Annotated in this window: 18 protein-coding genes; 14 read left to right on the plus strand and 4 right to left on the minus strand. The window is 54.9% G+C overall.

The genetic code is table 11. The features are described 5' to 3' along the window. Positions 1 to 38 precede the first annotated feature (38 nt). A complete protein-coding gene (locus L384_RS14230) occupies positions 39 to 845 on the minus strand; it encodes a dienelactone hydrolase family protein (protein ID WP_003860793.1) in 807 nt (268 codons plus the stop codon). Positions 846 to 1,104: 259 nt separating this feature from the next. Between L384_RS14230 and udp the strand changes: the two genes are divergently transcribed. The 9 genes from udp to tatD all read left to right on the plus strand — a co-directional run bounded on the left by udp (position 1,105) and on the right by tatD (position 9,015). After that, a complete protein-coding gene (gene udp / locus L384_RS14225; protein WP_003860792.1) occupies positions 1,105 to 1,866 on the plus strand; it encodes a uridine phosphorylase in 762 nt (253 codons plus the stop codon). Positions 1,867 to 2,005: 139 nt separating this feature from the next. After that, entirely contained in the window at positions 2,006 to 3,463 is a 1,458-nt protein-coding gene (rmuC, locus tag L384_RS14220; protein ID WP_023323989.1) for a DNA recombination protein RmuC, read from the plus strand. Positions 3,464 to 3,529: 66 nt separating this feature from the next. Beyond that, a complete protein-coding gene (gene ubiE, locus L384_RS14215) occupies positions 3,530 to 4,285 on the plus strand; it encodes a bifunctional demethylmenaquinone methyltransferase/2-methoxy-6-polyprenyl-1,4-benzoquinol methylase UbiE (RefSeq protein ID WP_003860790.1) in 756 nt (251 codons plus the stop codon). 13 nt (positions 4,286 to 4,298) lie between these two features. Beyond that, entirely contained in the window at positions 4,299 to 4,904 is a 606-nt protein-coding gene (gene ubiJ / locus L384_RS14210; protein ID WP_003860788.1) for a ubiquinone biosynthesis protein UbiJ, read from the plus strand. Then, the gene (ubiB, locus tag L384_RS14205) at positions 4,901 to 6,541 is read left to right on the plus strand and encodes a ubiquinone biosynthesis regulatory protein kinase UbiB (protein ID WP_022650180.1); all 1,641 of its coding nucleotides are present in this window, start codon (positions 4,901 to 4,903) and stop codon (positions 6,539 to 6,541) included. The genes ubiJ and ubiB overlap by 4 nt, the downstream gene beginning before the upstream one ends. Positions 6,542 to 6,617: 76 nt before the next feature. Further along, positions 6,618 to 6,872 carry a Sec-independent protein translocase subunit TatA gene (gene tatA / locus L384_RS14200; protein WP_003860787.1) on the plus strand — a complete coding sequence of 85 codons (255 nt, stop codon included), beginning with the start codon at positions 6,618 to 6,620 and terminating at the stop codon, positions 6,870 to 6,872. A gap of 3 nt (positions 6,873 to 6,875) precedes the next feature. After that, entirely contained in the window at positions 6,876 to 7,418 is a 543-nt protein-coding gene (gene tatB, locus L384_RS14195) for a Sec-independent protein translocase protein TatB (protein WP_003860783.1), read from the plus strand. 2 nt (positions 7,419 to 7,420) lie between these two features. Beyond that, positions 7,421 to 8,191 carry a Sec-independent protein translocase subunit TatC gene (tatC, locus tag L384_RS14190; RefSeq protein ID WP_023315191.1) on the plus strand — a complete coding sequence of 257 codons (771 nt, stop codon included), beginning with the start codon at positions 7,421 to 7,423 and terminating at the stop codon, positions 8,189 to 8,191. A 41-nt stretch (positions 8,192 to 8,232) separates the two neighbouring features. Then, positions 8,233 to 9,015, plus strand: coding sequence for a 3'-5' ssDNA/RNA exonuclease TatD (gene tatD, locus L384_RS14185; RefSeq protein WP_023323990.1), 783 nt, complete (start codon positions 8,233 to 8,235; stop codon positions 9,013 to 9,015). Here tatD and rfaH read toward each other — a convergent pair. Continuing rightward, positions 9,012 to 9,503 (minus strand): transcription/translation regulatory transformer protein RfaH, encoded by a 492-nt coding sequence (rfaH, locus tag L384_RS14180; RefSeq protein ID WP_003860779.1) that lies wholly within the window; start codon positions 9,501 to 9,503, stop codon positions 9,012 to 9,014. The genes tatD and rfaH overlap by 4 nt on opposite strands. A gap of 169 nt (positions 9,504 to 9,672) precedes the next feature. Here rfaH and ubiD point away from each other — a divergent pair, with 169 nt between their 5' ends. The 3 genes from ubiD (at position 9,673) to L384_RS14165 (ending at position 13,746) form a co-directional block, all read left to right on the plus strand. Continuing rightward, positions 9,673 to 11,169 carry a 4-hydroxy-3-polyprenylbenzoate decarboxylase gene (gene ubiD, locus L384_RS14175; protein WP_023323991.1) on the plus strand — a complete coding sequence of 499 codons (1,497 nt, stop codon included), beginning with the start codon at positions 9,673 to 9,675 and terminating at the stop codon, positions 11,167 to 11,169. Positions 11,170 to 11,208: 39 nt separating this feature from the next. After that, complete coding sequence (gene fre, locus L384_RS14170; protein ID WP_003860778.1) at positions 11,209 to 11,910, plus strand: NAD(P)H-flavin reductase; 702 nt, start codon at positions 11,209 to 11,211, stop codon at positions 11,908 to 11,910. Between the two features lie 216 nt (positions 11,911 to 12,126). After that, complete coding sequence (locus L384_RS14165) at positions 12,127 to 13,746, plus strand: ABC-F family ATP-binding cassette domain-containing protein (protein ID WP_023323992.1); 1,620 nt, start codon at positions 12,127 to 12,129, stop codon at positions 13,744 to 13,746. A 38-nt stretch (positions 13,747 to 13,784) separates the two neighbouring features. Here the strand turns inward: L384_RS14165 and L384_RS14160 are convergent, their stop codons facing one another. Further along, positions 13,785 to 14,072, minus strand: a complete 288-nt coding sequence (locus tag L384_RS14160; RefSeq protein ID WP_003860776.1) for an HTH-type transcriptional regulator — start codon at positions 14,070 to 14,072, stop codon at positions 13,785 to 13,787. A gap of 330 nt (positions 14,073 to 14,402) precedes the next feature. Between L384_RS14160 and L384_RS14155 the strand changes: the two genes are divergently transcribed. Both L384_RS14155 and cspA read left to right on the plus strand, forming a co-directional pair. Next, the gene (locus L384_RS14155; protein WP_023323993.1) at positions 14,403 to 15,113 is read left to right on the plus strand and encodes a DUF3053 domain-containing protein; all 711 of its coding nucleotides are present in this window, start codon (positions 14,403 to 14,405) and stop codon (positions 15,111 to 15,113) included. 244 nt (positions 15,114 to 15,357) lie between these two features. Then, positions 15,358 to 15,570, plus strand: coding sequence for a transcription antiterminator/RNA stability regulator CspE (cspA, locus tag L384_RS14150; RefSeq protein ID WP_003860775.1), 213 nt, complete (start codon positions 15,358 to 15,360; stop codon positions 15,568 to 15,570). A 58-nt stretch (positions 15,571 to 15,628) separates the two neighbouring features. Here cspA and ghrB read toward each other — a convergent pair whose 3' ends face one another. After that, entirely contained in the window at positions 15,629 to 16,603 is a 975-nt protein-coding gene (gene ghrB, locus L384_RS14145) for a glyoxylate/hydroxypyruvate reductase GhrB (protein ID WP_023315194.1), read from the minus strand. Between the last annotated feature and the right edge of the window lie 3 nt (positions 16,604 to 16,606).

Consider the following 16,606-nt stretch of genomic DNA (forward strand, 5'->3'; position numbering starts at 1 on the left):
ATTGCCCGGTTGGCGTAGCCGCCACCGGGCTTTTGGTATTACGCTTTCTTCCCGCCGTACTGGCTGAACCACGCCAGCATTCTCTGCCAGCCATCTTTCGCGGATTCCGCGTGATAGCTCGGACGATAATCGGCATTAAACGCGTGTCCCGCATCCGGGTACACCACGATTTCGGCCTTCGCGTTTGCCGCCCGCAGCGCGTGGCGCATGGTCTCGACGGTATCAAGCGGAATGCCGGTATCCTGACCGCCATACAGCCCTAGCACCGGGGCATTTAAATCGGTGGCGATATCAACCGGATGTTTCGGCGAGTTCAGCGTCTTTTCGCCCACCAGTTTGCCGTACCAGGCCACGGCCGCTTTCAACTGCGGATTGTGCGCGGCATACAGCCAGCTAATGCGTCCACCCCAACAGAAGCCGGTCACCATCAGACGGTGCGGGTCGCCACCGTTGCGCGCCGCCCAACTGGCAACGTGGTCGAGATCGGCCAGTACCTGCGCGTCCGGCACTTTGCTGACCAGGTTGCTGAACAGCGTCGGGATGTCGCTGTAATCATTCGGATCGCCCTGACGGAAATAGAGTTCCGGCGCAACGGCCAGGTAACCTTCCAGCGCCAGACGGCGGCAGAGGTCGCGAATATGTTCATGAACGCCAAATATTTCCTGCACCACGATCACGATGGGCAGCGGGCCATCGGCAGATTTTGGCCGCGCGTGGTACGCTGGCATGTTCTCTCCCTGGGAGGGAATGGAGGTCTCGCCTGCGGTAATGGCTTCTTCAGGGGTTGAGACGATGGTTGAAGCGTGCGGGGCCGCAGCAGGTGCAAAACCGGTTTTTTCAGTCATGGCATTCTCCGTACCAATGAATGGATTAGCGCAAAGATAAATATAGACACCAGGTTAACAACCCACAGTGCCTTATAGCGTCTATCTTTTGTGCAGCACCCGGCGATATAACTTGTTAATGTGATGTGAATCACTATTTTATGGAAATTAACTGCAATCATTTTCATTCATGGTGAGGTGTGTCACGAAATAATGCACATTGCTTCTGTAAAGTACCGTTTTACTTCTTCTGACAAACCGACCCACAGAGGAGTCACCTATGTCTAAGTCTGATGTTTTTCATCTCGGCCTCACTAAAAACGATTTACAAGGGGCTACGCTTGCTATCGTCCCTGGCGATCCAGAGCGTGTGGAAAAGATCGCCGCGCTGATGGATAAGCCGGTTAAGCTGGCAGCGCATCGCGAATTCACCACCTGGCGCGCAGAGCTGGACGGTAAAGCGGTGATCGTGTGCTCTACCGGTATTGGTGGCCCGTCTACCTCTATCGCCGTTGAAGAGCTGGCGCAGCTGGGCATTCGTACTTTCCTGCGCATCGGCACCACAGGCGCCATTCAGCCGCACATCAACGTGGGCGACGTGCTGGTTACCACCGCATCCGTGCGGCTGGACGGGGCAAGCCTGCACTTTGCTCCGATGGAATTCCCGGCAGTGGCCGATTTCGAATGCACCACCGCGCTGGTTGAAGCCGCGAAATCCGTGGGCGCCACCACCCACGTGGGCGTAACTGCCTCTTCCGATACCTTCTACCCGGGCCAGGAGCGTTACGACACCTTCTCTGGTCGCGTGGTGAGCCGTTTCAAAGGCTCCATGGAAGAGTGGCAGTCGATGGGCGTCATGAACTACGAAATGGAATCTGCGACGCTGCTGACCATGTGCGCGAGCCAGGGTCTGCGTGCCGGTATGGTGGCGGGCGTTATCGTCAACCGTACCCAACAGGAGATCCCGAACGCTGAAACCATGAAGCAGACTGAAAGCCATGCGGTGAAAATCGTGGTTGAAGCGGCGCGCCGCCTGATCTAATTCTCTCTTCAGTGCTAAAAGGCCGACATGCTCGGCCTTTTCTTTTTGCGTAACGCCTCGCAGGAAAACCCTTTCAAACTGGACGTTCATACAGCACAATTCTATTTTGTGCGGGTTAGACGTGGATGCAGGGGGCATTGTGGATATTTCAATCCTGGTTTATGCGGTAGTTGCGCTGGTGAGCGTGGGGATTGGCTGGCTCATTTGCGGCTACCAACATGCTCAGCAGAAAGCCGATCAGCTGGCAGAGCGCGAAGAGATCGTCGCCGAACTCAGCGCGACGAAACAACAGCTTGCGCTGAGTGACCACTGGCGCGACGAGTGCGAACTGCTCAATAACGAACTGCGCAATCTGCGTGATATCAATACCTCGCTGGAGGCCGATCTCCGTGAAGTGACCACCCGTCTTGAGTCCACCCAACTGCACGCCGAAGACAAAATCCGTCAGATGATCAACAGCGAGCAGCGTCTTAGCGAGCAGTTTGAGAACCTCGCGAACCGCATTTTTGAGCACAGCAATCGCCGCGTGGATGAGCAGAACCGTCAGAGCCTGAACAGCCTGCTGACGCCCCTGCGTGAGCAGTTGGACGGCTTTCGACGTCAGGTACAGGACAGCTTTGGTCAGGAGGCCCGCGAGCGCCACACGCTGGCGCATGAAATTCGTAATCTCCAGCAGCTGAATGCGCAGATGGCGCAGGAGGCGGTTAACCTGACGCGCGCACTGAAAGGTGATAACAAAGCGCAGGGAAACTGGGGCGAAGTGGTCATGACGCGCGTGCTGGAGGCCTCTGGCCTGCGCGAAGGATACGAATACGAAACGCAGGTCAGCATTGAAAACGATGCGCGCTCGCGGATGCAGCCGGATGTCATTGTTCGTCTGCCACAGGGCAAAGATGTGGTTATCGACGCCAAAATGACGCTGGTGGCCTATGAGCGCTACTTCAACGCGGAAGATGACTACACCCGCGAAACAGCGTTGCAGGAGCACATCGCCTCCGTGCGTAACCATATCCGTCTGCTGGGCAGAAAAGATTATCAGCAGTTGCCGGGGCTGCGATCGCTGGATTATGTGCTGATGTTCATTCCGGTTGAGCCAGCCTTCCTGCTGGCGCTCGACAGACAGCCCGAACTGATCACCGAAGCGCTGAAAAATAACATTATGCTGGTCAGCCCCACCACGCTACTGGTGGCGTTACGTACCATTGCCAACCTGTGGCGCTATGAGCACCAAAGCCGTAACGCGCAGCAGATTGCCGATCGCGCCAGCAAGCTGTACGACAAAATGCGGCTGTTTGTGGACGATATGTCCTCGGTGGGGCAAAGCCTGGATCGCGCGCAGGATAACTACCGCCAGGCGATGAAAAAACTCTCCTCCGGGCGTGGCAATTTGCTGGCGCAGGCGGAGGCGTTTCGCAGCCTGGGGGTGGAAGTTAAACGCGAGATTAATCCGGAACTGGTGGAGCAGGCTACCGCTCAGGACGAAGAGTTTCGTCTGCGTGAAGGCGACGGTGAGCAAAATAGCCGCAATGAAGACAACGGCTTAGCGGCGAGTTTATCCACCGAAGCGCAGCCGGCACGTTTCTTTCACGGTGGTTGAAACGTAGGGCAAATGCGCCCAATCTGTTACACTTCACGAACATTTGACTGATTAGCAGGCTCTGAGATGGTTGACGATTCACAAGACACAACGCACTTTGGCTTTCAGACTGTCGCCAAAGCGCAGAAAGCTGACATGGTGGCCCACGTATTTCATTCCGTGGCGGCGAAGTACGATGTGATGAATGATTTGATGTCATTCGGCATTCATCGCTTGTGGAAGCGCTTCACTATTGATTGCAGCGGCGTGCGCCGTGGACAAACGGTGCTGGATTTAGCCGGAGGCACAGGGGATCTGACCGCTAAATTCTCCCGTCTGGTTGGCGAAACCGGCCGCGTGGTGCTGGCGGATATCAACGACTCCATGCTGAAAATGGGACGCGAAAAGCTGCGTAACATCGGCGTGGTAGGCAACGTTGAATATGTTCAGGCCAACGCCGAAGCGCTGCCGTTCCCGGATAATACGTTCGACTGCATCACCATCTCTTTCGGTCTGCGTAACGTGACCGATAAAGATAAAGCGCTGCGCTCCATGTACCGCGTGCTGAAGCCGGGCGGCCGACTACTGGTTCTCGAGTTTTCTAAACCGATTATCGACCCGCTGAGCAAAGCTTACGATGCCTATTCCTTCCACGTTTTGCCGCGCATCGGCGAGCTGGTGGCAAACGATGCAGAAAGTTACCGTTATCTGGCCGAATCCATCCGAATGCACCCGGATCAGGACACGCTGAAAGCGATGATGCAGGATGCCGAGTTTGAAAACGTGGAATACTTCAATATGACGGCGGGTGTCGTCGCGCTGCATCGTGGTTACAAGTTCTGAGTGGAGGTTTCCCGTGCCCATTAAACCCTTAGTCACCGCAGGCATCGAGAATGTACTGAATGCCTTTCTGTATCGCGCTCCGGCGCTGAAAACCGCACGTCAGCGGCTTAACGGAAAGGTGCTGCGCATCGTGTTAAAGGAGTTCTCGACGCCGCTTGTGCTGGTCTTCAGCGAACGTCAGCTTGACGTTCTGGGGGAGTGGGAAGGCGAAGCTGATTGCTCGGTAATTACGCACATGAGCGTCTTACCAAAACTGCGTGACCGTCAGCAGATGACGGCGCTTATTCGCAGCGGTGAGCTGGAGGTCGAAGGCGATATTCAGGTGGTACAGAACTTCGTTGCACTCAGCGATCAGGCTGAATTCGACCCGGCGGAACTGCTGGCGCCCTATATCGGCGACATCGCGGCTGAAGGGATAAGCAAAACGCTGCGCACGGGTTCCGCTTTCCTGCGTAAAGGTCTGCTCCGTCAACAGCGCTATGCTGCCGAGGTGCTGACCGAAGAGTGGCGTATGGCGCCGGGGCCTTTAGAAGTCGCCTGGTTTGCAGAAGAGACCGCGGCAGTTGAGCGCGCAGTTGATGCGTTAACCAAACGGCTGGAAAAACTGGAGGGCAAATGACGCCTGGTGAAATTCGGCGCCTCTATTTTATCGTTCGCACCTTTTTGAGCTACGGGCTCGACGAGCTTATCCCCAGAATGCGTATCACCCTGCCGCTTCGGCTTTGGCGTCGCACGCTGTTCTGGATGCCGAATCGCCATAAGGATCAGGAGCTGGGCGCACGCCTGCGTCTTGCGTTGCAGGAGCTGGGACCGGTCTGGATCAAGTTTGGGCAGATGCTCTCAACACGTCGCGACCTTTTTCCACCGCAGATTGCCGATCAGCTCGCACTATTGCAGGATCGCGTCGCTCCGTTTGACGGAGAGAGAGCGAAGAAACAAATCGAAGAAGCGATGGGCAATATCCCCATCGAGACCTGGTTTGATGATTTCGATATTCAGCCTCTGGCCTCTGCCTCTATTGCGCAGGTTCATACTGCGCGCCTGAAGGAAAATGGCAAAGAGGTGGTCATTAAAGTGATTCGTCCGGATATCCTGCCGGTTATCAAAGCAGACATGAAGCTGATTTATCGCCTGGCTCGCTGGGTGCCGCGTCTGTTGCCGGATGGCCGCCGTCTGCGTCCGCTGGAAGTGGTACGGGAATACGAAAAAACGCTGATTGATGAGCTTAACCTGCTGCGTGAATCGGCGAACGCCATTCAGCTGCGTCGAAACTTTGAAGACAGCCCGATGCTGTATGTTCCTGAAGTCTATTCTGACTATTGCAGTCAGAACATGATGGTGATGGAACGTATCTACGGTATTCCGGTCTCGGACGTGACGGCGCTGGAAAAACAGGGCACCAACATGAAGTTGCTGGCCGAACGTGGCGTGCAGGTCTTCTTTACTCAGGTTTTCCGCGACAGCTTCTTCCATGCTGACATGCATCCGGGCAACATTTTTGTCAGCTATGAGCACCCGGAAGATCCTAAATACATCGGCATCGACTGCGGTATTGTCGGCTCGCTGAATAAAGAGGATAAGCGTTATCTCGCCGAGAACTTTATCGCTTTCTTCAATCGCGACTACCGTAAGGTGGCCGAGCTGCACGTGGATTCAGGCTGGGTTCCGCCAGATACCAACGTGGAAGAGTTTGAATTTGCGATCCGCACCGTCTGTGAGCCGATTTTTGAAAAGCCGCTCTCGGAGATCTCTTTCGGACACGTCCTGCTCAACCTGTTCAACACCGCACGCCGTTTCAATATGGAAGTGCAGCCACAATTAGTTTTACTTCAGAAAACATTACTTTACGTTGAGGGCGTAGGCCGCCAGCTCTATCCTCAGTTAGACTTGTGGAAAACCGCGAAACCGTTCCTCGAATCCTGGATTAAGGATCAGGTCGGTATTCCAGCCCTGGTTCGCTCGCTTAAAGAGAAAGGCCCGTTCTGGATTGAAAAAATGCCTGAAATTCCTGAACTGGTTTACGACAGTTTGCGTCAGAGCAAGAACCTTCAGCACAGCATGGATAAAATCGCGCACGAGCTTCAATCCAGTCGCGTGCGTCAGGGGCAGTCCCGCTATCTCTTCGGAATTGGCGCGACGCTGCTGATAAGCGGCACGTTGCTGTTGATCAATCGTCCGGACTGGGAAATGATGCCAGCCTGGATTATGGCTGCCGGTGTGGTTGTCTGGCTTGCTGGCTGGCGAAAAACGCGCTGAATTAGCGTCGCTATCGAGAGATTGCATACGTATAATGCGATCTGACTAATTAATCATCTATCACTGGGGAACACGCATGGGTGGTATCAGTATCTGGCAGTTAGTGATCATTGCCGTCATCGTTGTGCTGCTGTTTGGCACGAAAAAACTCGGATCGATTGGTTCCGACCTGGGCGCGTCAATCAAAGGCTTCAAGAAAGCCATGAGCGATGATGAGAATAAGCAGGAAAAAACCAGTCAGGATGCTGATTTTACCGCTAAATCCATCGCCGATAAGCAGGACGAAGCCAAAAAGGAAGAGGCTAAACGTCACGATAAAGAGCAGGTGTAATTCGTGTTCGACATTGGTTTTGGTGAGTTACTGCTGGTCTTTGTGATTGGTCTGATTGTGTTGGGGCCGCAGCGTTTACCCGTTGCGGTGAAAACCGTCGTGGGCTGGGTGCGGGCACTTCGCTCGCTGGCAACTACCGTGCAGAACGAGCTGGCACAGGAGCTGAAGCTTCAGGAATTTCAGGACAGCCTGAAAAAGGTTGAAAAGGCGAGCATGGATAACCTGACGCCGGAGCTGAAAGCATCAATGGATGAGTTACGCGAAGCGGCTGAATCCATGAAGCGCTCATACAGCATTAACGATCCTGAGAAGGCGAGCGATGAAGCAAACACCATCCATAATCCGGTGGTGAAGGGCAGCGAAGAGCAGCGCGAGGGTGTGACGCCTTCCAGCGCGGAGCATCAGGCCGCTTCGCCAGAGCAATCGCCGCAGGAGCCCGAAGTGAAAAAGCAGGTGCCGCCGGAAGAGCCCGTGGTCAAAACGGCTGAGGTAAAACCCGCCGCGCCTGTTTCCGAATCATCCCCCTCGTCGAGTGATAAAGCGTAAACATGGCAGTAGATGATACTCAACCGCTGATTGCGCACCTCATTGAGCTGCGTAAGCGCCTGTTAAACTGCATTATTGCGGTTTTCCTCATTTTTTTATGTCTGGTCTATTTCGCCAACGATATCTATCAGGTGGTTTCCGCGCCGCTGATTAAACAGATGCCGCTGGGCGCGACGATGATTGCAACGGACGTTGCTTCACCGTTCTTTACCCCCATCAAGCTGACCTTCTGGGTATCGTTGATTGCATCTGCACCGGTCATTTTGTATCAGGTCTGGGCATTTGTGGCGCCCGCGCTGTACAGGCATGAACGCAAGCTGGTTATTCCGCTGCTGGTGTCCAGTTCGCTGCTGTTTTACATCGGCATGGCGTTCGCCTACTTCGTTGTCTTCCCGCTGGCCTTCGGCTTCCTGACGCATACCGCACCGGAAGGGGTACAGGTGTCGACGGACATCGCCAGCTACCTCAGCTTCGTGATGGCGCTGTTTATGGCCTTTGGTGTCGCCTTCGAGGTGCCCGTAGCGATTGTCCTGCTCTGCTGGGTGGGGGTGACCACGCCTGACGATCTGCGTAAGAAGCGCCCGTACATCCTGGTGGGGGCATTTGTCGTAGGTATGCTGTTAACGCCACCGGACGTCTTCTCGCAAACCTTACTGGCGATACCGATGTACTGCCTGTTTGAAGTCGGCGTGTTCTTCGCTCGTTTCTACGTCGGAAAGGGGCGTACCCGGGACGAAGAAGACGAGCCGTCTGAAGAGACTACTAAAGAATAAAACCAACCGCCCGTCAGGGCGGTTGTCATATGGGGATACGTATGTTTGATATCGGGCTTAACCTCACCAGCGCCCAGTTTGCGAAAGACCACGATGAGGTGGTGGCGCGCGCCTTTGCCGCCGGCGTGAACGGGCTGTTACTGACGGGAACGAATCTGCATGAGAGTGAGCAGGCACGGCAGATGGCGCAACGCTATCAACACTGCTGGTCCACCGCAGGCGTGCATCCTCATGACAGCAGCCAGTGGACGCATGAAAGCGCTGAGGCGCTTCATCGTCTGGCACAAACGCCAGAAGTGGTTGCCATTGGCGAATGCGGGCTTGATTTCAACCGTAACTTCTCGACGCCTGAAGAGCAGGAGAAGGCATTTACCGCCCAGCTCGCGCTGGCAGCAGAGCTGGAGATGCCGGTGTTTATGCACTGTCGCGATGCGCATGAACGTTTTATGGCGCTACTGGAACCCTGGCTGGAGAAACTGCCGGGCGCGGTGTTGCACTGCTTTACGGGCTCCCGTCAGGAAGCGCTGGATTGCCTGAACCGCGGGCTTTATTTGGGTATCACGGGCTGGGTCTGCGATGAGCGTCGTGGGCTGGAACTGCGTGAGCTGTTACCCGTTATCCCGGCCGATCGTTTGCTGCTGGAAACGGATGCGCCGTATCTGTTGCCCCGGGATATGCAGCCCAAACCGCCATCACGACGTAATGAACCGGCCTACCTGGGGCATATTGCTGAGCGAGTGGCGCACTGGCGGGGAGAAGATGTGCAGTGGCTGGCAGCACAAACCGATGATAACGTGCGTCGTCTGTTCGGCGTGCAGTTCTAAACTTTGCGGAAATCGGTGTTTTTCACGCTCTGCAACACCTCTTTGTTCAGCAGGTTGAGCAGCAGCATGGAGCGCGCTTCACCGTCCGGCTCAGCGAAGATGGCCTGTAAGCCTTCAAAGGCGCCTTCGGTGATCACCACGCTGTCGCCGGCATAAGGGGTTTCCGGATCGGTAATATCTTCAGGCTGCTGGTAGACAGAAAGCTGATGAATAACCGATGACGGTACTCTTGCCGGATGGGCGCCAAAACGCACAAAATGGCTGACGCCGCGTGTGGCACTGATCGTCGTGGTGTGGATCACTTCGGGGTCGAATTCGACGAACAGGTAATTCGGGAACAGAGGCTCACTGACGGTCGTGCGTCTTCCACGCTGCATTTTTTCAAGCGTGATCACGGGTGTCAGGCAGTTCACAGACTGACGTTCAAGATGTTCCTGCGCGCGCTGAAGTTGCCCGCGTTTGCAATACAGTAAATACCAGGCCTGCATAATCACTCTTCCCATTGTTCGGGGCGCAAGCATACCAAAACCCTGGCGGGATCGCTAAGGTGATTATAATGGCGAAAAAGAGAGTAAGTCGTGGAAGTTCACGCTAATTTAACAAAATTACAGCATCACGCGGTCTTACGCCGTATAATGAAGCGCTTACAGAGAGGCCATGATTAACTGCATGAAATACCACGATCTACGCGACTTCCTGGCGCTGCTGGAAAAGCAGGGCGAACTCAAACGCATTACGCTTCCTGTTGATCCGTATCTGGAAATGACAGAAATCGCTGACCGCACCCTGCGCGCGGGCGGCCCGGCGTTGCTGTTTGAAAACCCAAAAGGCTACACCATGCCGGTGCTGTGCAACCTGTTTGGCACACCTCGCCGCGTGGCGCTGGGGATGGGGCAGGAAGATGTCACGGCGTTACGTGAAGTGGGCAAACTGCTGGCCTTTCTGAAAGAGCCGGAGCCGCCAAAAGGGTTCCGCGACCTGTTCGACAAACTGCCGCAGTTTAAGCAGGTGTTGAATATGCCCACCAAACGCCTGCGCGATGCGCCGTGCCAGCAAAAAGTGCTGGAAGGCGATGCGGTGGATCTGACCAAAATTCCCATCATGCAGTGCTGGCCTGACGATGCCGCACCGCTGATCACCTGGGGCCTCACCGTGACGCGTGGGCCGCATAAAGAGCGTCAAAACCTCGGCATTTACCGCCAGCAGCTGATTGGCAAAAACAAGCTCATCATGCGCTGGTTGTCCCATCGCGGCGGGGCGCTGGATTTCCAGGAGTGGTGCGCGGCCCATCCGGGCGAACGCTTCCCGGTTTCCGTCGCGCTGGGTGCCGATCCGGCAACCATCCTGGGCGCGGTGACGCCTGTTCCTGATACGCTGTCTGAATATGCCTTTGCAGGGCTGCTGCGCGGCACCAAAACCGAAGTGGTGAAGTGCATCTCCAATGACCTGGAAGTACCGGCCAGCGCAGAGATTGTGCTGGAAGGTTACATTGAACAGGGCGAGCTGGCACCCGAAGGGCCGTACGGCGACCACACCGGCTATTACAACGAAGTGGATAACTTTCCGGTGTTCACCGTCACCCACATTACCCAGCGTGAAGATGCCATCTATCACTCCACCTATACCGGCCGTCCACCCGACGAACCGGCGGTACTGGGCGTGGCGCTGAACGAAGTGTTCGTGCCGATCCTGCAAAAGCAGTTCCCGGAAATCGTTGATTTTTATCTGCCGCCGGAAGGGTGTTCGTATCGCCTGGCGGTGGTGACGATGAAGAAGCAGTATGCCGGTCACGCTAAGCGCGTGATGATGGGCGTATGGTCTTTCCTGCGCCAGTTTATGTATACCAAGTTTGTGATTGTCTGCGATGATGACGTCAATGCCCGCGACTGGAATGACGTTATCTGGGCCATCACCACGCGTATGGATCCGGCGCGTGATACGGTGTTAGTGGAAAACACGCCGATTGATTACCTGGATTTTGCCTCGCCGGTTTCCGGACTTGGCTCAAAAATGGGACTGGATGCCACGAACAAATGGCCTGGCGAAACCGACCGTGAATGGGGTCGCCCGATCGAAAAAGATCCTGCCGTGACCGCGCGAATTGACGCGATCTGGGACGAGCTGGCCATAATGAATAACGGTAAGGCAGAATAAGACCGTTTAGCCCTATAGACTTCCCGACAGAGAGAGCGAATGACAACCTTAAGCTGTAAAGTGACGTCGGTAGATGCTATTACCGACACCGTATATCGCGTCCGTTTGGTTCCTGAAGCGGCATTCTCATTCCGTGCCGGTCAGTACCTGATGGTCGTGATGGACGAGCGTGATAAGCGTCCTTTCTCTATGGCCTCAACGCCAGCAGAGAAGGAATTTATTGAGCTGCATATTGGTGCGTCTGAGCTTAACCTGTACGCGATGGCCGTGATGGACCGCATCCTGAAAGAGCGTGAAATCGTGGTTGATATTCCTCATGGCGAGGCCTGGCTGCGTGAAGACGAAGACCGTCCGCTGATCCTGATTGCCGGTGGCACGGGCTTCTCCTATGTCCGCTCTATTCTGCTGACGGCGCTGGCGCGTAATCCAAATCGCGATATCACCATCTACTGGGGCGGCCGTGAAGAGAAGCACCTTTACGATCTGTCTGAGCTGGAGGCGTTGAGCGTAAATCATCCAAACCTGCGCATTGAGCCGGTTGTCGAGCAGCCGGAAGAGGGCTGGCGCGGGCGCAGCGGTACGGTGCTGACTGCGGTATTGCAGGATCACGGGACGCTGGCCGGGCACGATATCTACATTGCCGGTCGCTTTGAAATGGCAAAAATTGCCCGCGACCTGTTCTGCAACGAGCGTGACGCGCGGGAAGATCGTCTGTTTGGCGATGCGTTTGCGTTTATCTGATTGAGAGACCCGCTTCGGCGGGTTTTTTATGCTCGGGCAATAGCCTGGTGAAAATTTAACCTTGAAATGGGCGGCGCATTGCCGTTATTCTTGTTCCCGTTAAATTTCGCCCTCAGGAGCGCCCCCCAAAAATGAACAAACACGACTGATGAATTTCGATCCTTGCTCAACGCATCGCGTCGGCAGGGGATGTTTTGATTTCATTCAGGAGTGCTTATGGCTCATTTTGCGCAGTCCCCCTCTTTTATTTTGCATCAGGTCACCTGTCAGTTTGCGACGGGCGATATCCTTTTTGGTCCACTGAATCTTTCTCTGGATGCGTCAGTGTGCGCGCTGGTTGGCCGCAACGGCAGCGGTAAAACACGCCTTCTCCGGTTGCTGGCAGGAGTTGATGAACCCGCCAGCGGTCATATTGAACGCTTTGGTACACACGTCTACGTGGCGCAGCAGCAGGATATTTCTGCGGATACCACGCTTGCCGAACTGCTTGGTTACGACGCGATCTTTGCGGCGCGCACGCGCATCGACAGCGGTCATTATGAACCCGACGATCTCGACACGCTCGACGGTTATTGGGATCTGGCTGAACGGCTGAGCCAGGCTTTTATCGCTGCAAAACTTCCCCCTTTTGACCCGAGTAAACGCGCGGCAGAGTTGAGCGGTGGCGAGCGCATTCGTGCCTTGCTGTGCAGCGCATTCACCGCGGATGCTGACTACCTGCTGCTGGACGAACCGACCAACCACCTCGACAGGCAAGGCCGCAAGTGGTTCTACGAGCAGCTTTCCAGGTATCAGGGCGGGGTGCTGGTGGCCTCTCACGACCGTGAGTTGCTGGCCCAGGTACCGCGAATCCTTGAACTGAGCGCGTTGGGCTTGCGCAGCTACGGTGGGAATTATGCTGACTATCGAACCCAGCGTGATGCTGAACAGCTGGCTGCCCGCGCCGCGCTGGAACATGCTGCCACCGAACGCAAGCGTACCCGCGCCCGTATGAATAAAGAGCATGACGACAGCCTGCGGCGTTCAGCCAAAACGCTTCGCACGGTCGACAGCCTTAACATCGCCTCGTTTGAACGGGTCAAATACAAAGGGGCGGCGAAAGAGCGTATTGGTTCCTGGAAAAAACAGCATAGCGATCAAAACCATGCTTTGAACGCTGCGGTCAACCAGGCACGCGAGCGGGTTGAAGAGGATAATGCGGTGATGTTTACCCTGCCGGGCAGTGAAATCCCGGAAGGGAAACAGGTGCTGGTGCTGGAAGAACTGGTGCTTCCGCACGTGCCTGTCCCACCGATAAACTGGCGAATGGATGGCCCGATGCGCGTGGCGCTACGCGGGCCGAACGGCTGTGGAAAATCCACGCTGTTGAAAGTGATGTTGGGCGAAACCGCCCCTGTTACGGGAACCTGTAAGGTCTCTGTCAGGTGTGCTTATCTCGATCAGCATCTTTCCCGGCTGGATCTGTCGCAGTCGGTGATGACTCACCTTAGCCTGGGCAATACGCCGCTCGAAGAGGGGGCGCTGCGTACCCGTTTAGCGCAGCTTCAGCTGGGCGCAGAGAAAGTGACACTACCACTGGCCGAACTGAGTGGCGGCGAGCGCCTGAAGGCCGCGCTGGCCTGCGTATTGTGGCGTGAAGCGGCAACGCAGTTGTTGCTTCTGGATGAGCCGACCAACCATCTTGATCTGGCCTCTGTTCAGGCCATTGAAGCGGCCTTAGCCGATTACCCCGGCGCGCTGCTGGTGGTGTCGCACGATGAAGCTTTTCTGGCAGGGCTGAAGCTGACGCATGAACTGGTGTGGGAAGAGACGGGATGGCGATGTGAAAGCCTGTAAACACAAGCCCCCGCAAGGGCGGGGGCAAACAAACTTTATCAGGCTAACTGCTTGCGAAGGTCAGGGTTTGCCTGGATCAGGCGCATAAGCTTTAGCTCGGCTGGGGTAGGTTTTTCACGTTTTGACTCCCACTCCAGCACCATTGCTACGCTGACACCCATCGCTCTTGCGAATTCATCTGTTTTCAGGCCCGATCCTTTGCGTAAACGCTCAAATTCACTAAAAGGATTGGACTTTTGATTCAGGGTAACCGTCGGCGGTACATCTTTAAAAATAATCTGTTCCAGGCTGCTCAGCAGCTCAAACTCAGGATCTTTTAATTCCATTGAGAACTCCTCATAAATCACACATCGGGATCATGAACATCAGAGAGCCTGTTAAGAATAGTCCCTAAACCAGACACAGGATCGTCACGGCTGTGATTAATTGTGCGATAACGATCGCTTTACACGTTTCAGCTATATGGATAGTTATGCTAATTACCTGATTAGTCATATGTAGGGATGCACAGGTATTTTTTTGTAAATAGTCAGTACAAAAACGGGAATACCCGTTTTGCATGAAAACTCTATCTTGCAAGGCTGACCTGGACTATCCTTGTCAGCGTTGGGCACGCGTGTGCCGGTGTGCGCTTTTTGGGTGAAAGGAGTAATAAAATGGCGACAGGAAAGTCCTGCTCTCGCTGGTTTGCGCCTATTGCGGCGTTATTGATGGTTGTTAGCCTGAGTGGGTGTTTCGATAAAGAAGGCGATCAGCGCAAAGCGTTTATCGATTTTCTACAGAATACAGTGATGCGTAGCGGCGAGCGTTTACCAACGCTGACTGCGGATCAGAAAAAACAGTTTGGTCCATTCGTGTCGGATTACGCCATTTTGTATGGCTATTCACAGCAGGTAAGCCAGGCGATGGATTCCGGTCTTCGCCCGGTAGTGGATAGCGTGAATGCCATCCGTGTTCCACAGGATTATATGACCCAGCGCGAACCGCTACGCCAGTCAAATGGCGCGCTTGGGGTACTGAGCCAGCAGCTGCAAAATGCCAAAATGCAGGCTGATGCGTCGCGTTCCGCGTTGAAGCAGGGCGAGGATCTTAAACCGGTCTATGACCAGGTGTATGAGAAAGTCGTGACCAAGCCGTCAAACGCTTTGCAACCGCTGATCCCGGCGGCTCAGGTCTTTACTCAGCAGTTGGTTGAGGTGGGTGACTTTATTAGTGAACAAGGTACGCAGGTGAGCTTTGTCTCTAACGGTATCCAGTTCCCGACCTCCCAGCAGGCGAGCCAGTATAACGCGCTGATCGGTCCGCTCGCGTCCCAGCATCAGGCCTTTAGCCAGGCCTGGAGCGCAGCGGTCGCTGCTACGGAATAAGAAAAACCCCCGCTTCGGCGGGGTTTTTTTTATGCTTGATGAAAATAACGCTTGTCATTCATCTACCACATCGGTATAACTATGTTCGTCGGTTTGTTACACAGACCTAAAGCAGTTTAGTAAAGCAGTCCAGATTGTTATCCATAGATACCCTTCGTAGTGACCCTTCCTTCATCGCTTAAAAATCTGTAACGCAATCCATCAAGCCGGAAGGCACAATATATTTGTTAATAAGGTAATTTCTATGTCTGCTAAAATGACTGGTCTGGTAAAATGGTTCAACGCTGATAAAGGTTTCGGCTTCATCACTCCTGACGATGGCTCTAAAGACGTGTTCGTACACTTCTCTGCTATCCAGAACGATGGCTACAAATCTCTGGATGAAGGTCAGAAAGTTTCCTTCACCATCGAAAGCGGCGCTAAAGGCCCAGCAGCTGGTAACGTTGTAAGCCTGTAAGCTTCCAGCCCAGTAGCACTAAATTCAAAAACCCGCCTTCTGGCGGGTTTTTTCGTTTCTACTGTTGTATCTGCGGGTTAACGCAGTTCTTATCCACTTTACCGCCGAGCGCGGCAATCAGGTTATCCACGGCGGTCGCCGCCATGTTGTAGCGTGTTTCATGAGTCGCAGAGCCGATGTGGGGCAGGGCGACAACGTTCGGCATGGTCAGTAGCGGAGAATCCACCGGCAGCGGCTCTTGTTCAAACACGTCCAGACCAGCGGCGTGGATCTCACCGTTTTGCAGTGCCTCAATCAGCGCCTTCTCATCGACCACCGGACCACGACCCGCGTTGATGAAAATGGCCGATTTCTTCATCTTTTCAAACGCCGCTTTGCCGATGAGATGACGCGTTTCATCCGTCAGCGGCAGGATCAGGCAGACAAAGTCGGCTTCCCGCAACAGCGTATCAAGCTCGCAATAAAGGGCGTTGAAACGTTCTTCAGCTTCACTGTGGTGACGGCGCGCGTTATACAGAATGGGCATGTTGAAGCCAAAATGCGCGCGCTGTGCCAGCGCCAGACCGATACGGCCCATCCCAACAATCCCCAGCGTTTTGCCATGAACGTCCACGCCGAACCAGTCCGGGCCAATGCTTTTGGTCCATTCGCCCGCTTTCACGCGCTCGGCCACTTCCACTACACGACGGGCGGTGCTAAGCACCAGCGCCATCAGCGTGTCGGCGACGGTCTCCGTCAGGGCATGAGGCGTGTGCATCAGCAGGATGTTGCGCGCGTTTAGCGCATCCACGTCGAAATTGTCGTATCCCACCGAAACGGTTGAGGTAGCACGAAGCTTCGGCATTTTCTCCAGCAGCGCTGCATCCACCTTTTCGCTCGAACCCAGCAGGCCCTCGGCGCTGGCAAACGCGTCGGCGTGCTGTGCCACGGTTTCCGGGCTGAGGTTCTTTACCCGGGTAACGGTAAAGTGTTCCTCCAGGCGTTTTTGCAGATCTTCAGGCAGTGCTTTGTACAAAATGACGGACGGCTTCATGCT

The organism is Enterobacter sp. MGH 38 (assembly GCF_000492855.1).
Classification (GTDB): Bacteria; Pseudomonadota; Gammaproteobacteria; order Enterobacterales; family Enterobacteriaceae; genus Enterobacter; species Enterobacter hormaechei_C.